Below are 1,447 nucleotides of genomic sequence, written 5' to 3' on the forward strand. Positions count from 1 at the left end.
ACCGCCATACTCATTACAATTCATCACTGCACGATAACCTTGTTCCGCAAATCCTTGCTCTTGAGCGATGTGTTTTGCAACCCAATACAAATGCCCAAGCAATTCTTTATCGCCCTCTTCGATATCGTTAATGGTCGCAATGGGTTTCTTAGGAATGACCAGAAAATGAACGGGCGCCTGCGCCATAATGTCTTTGAAGGCAATGCTGATATCGTCTTCGTACAAGATTTCAGCGGGAATTTCTTTATTAATGATCTTTGTAAATATCGTCTCTGACATTTGAGTTGTCCTTATACGTCACTTACTTTTGCAAGCTTAGGAATACTACCTTGAAGACCTGTAGCGTATTCCAATACTTTTTGTTTCAACGGACCTGAGCGATGTGCAAGCCCTAAACCTATGTTTCGAATAATTTGCACTGGGGCAGAGCGATTACTAAAGCCATAATAAAACGCGTCCATACCACTCATCATGAGTTGATTAAACATACGTCGCTGCTTTTCATAATTCTTTAACACCGCCCGATCTGATAAGGCTTGGTCATTAATCAATGCTTTACCGAGCTCCTCAATCAATACCGCGGCATCCATAAACCCGAGATTAACACCCTGACCAGCTAAAGGATTAATTGTGTGCGCAGCATCACCGGCCAGAACAATACGCTCTCCTGAGTATTGCTGAGCATGTGACTTGGCAAGAGGAAACGAAGCGACCTGAAGAATCTGTTCAATATCAGGTAATTCTTGGGGATATATCGCTTGAAGTTTTTGACGCAGCTCGGCATCAGACAAGCCTTTTAACTGTGCGATAGTATTCGGCGAGTCGTACCAAACTAACGAGCCATAATTAACACCGTCAATGCGCGGTAACGGAAGAAACGCGAGAGGCCCTTCTGGTCTAAAAGCCTGCCAAGTCCCTTGCTCAACTCCGCCTTTATAGGTAATGGATACGACCATAGCGTGCTGAGTATAAGACTCGCTAAACTGACCAATTCCAGCAATTCGACGCATTTGAGATTGCGCGCCATCAGCCCCAACAACCAAATCGGCTGACATGACAGAACCATCGCTCAAAGTAAGCATACGCTTATCAGAACCTAACTCACTCGATTCAATCGTGACGCCACTAACTAACTCAATGTTTGGCAATTCAGCAACACGATCTAGCAAGCCAAGTTGAATCGCATCATTCTCTAGTATGTGGCCTAAATGCTCTCTACCTAAGTCTTGCGCCTCAAAACGGGTCGTGGCCCATGATGTTATATCGGGCAGTTTCGAAACAAACCCTGACTTAGCCGGCATTTCTTTCACCGCTAAATAGGAATAAGCAAGCGCCCTGTCTTTAGGAATATGCGCCCACGCCCCTAGATTTTGTAGCAGCTGCTCACTGGCTAAATGAAGTGCCGATACACGAATCCGAGGAGGTTCTCCACTCTTAATCGATTTTG

General features: G+C 45.1%; 2 protein-coding genes. Both read right to left on the reverse strand.

Going from position 1 to position 1,447, the window contains the following annotated elements:
* Positions 1–279 (reverse strand): histidine triad nucleotide-binding protein (locus tag A3739_RS21640; protein ID WP_068502735.1); only part of this gene is annotated, 279 nt, incomplete at its 3' end.
* 11 nt (positions 280–290) lie between these two features.
* The coding region (locus tag A3739_RS21645) for an FAD-dependent monooxygenase (RefSeq protein WP_068502738.1) at positions 291–1,447 on the reverse strand (1,157 nt) is incomplete at its 5' end.

The organism is Oleiphilus sp. HI0067 (assembly GCF_001635735.1).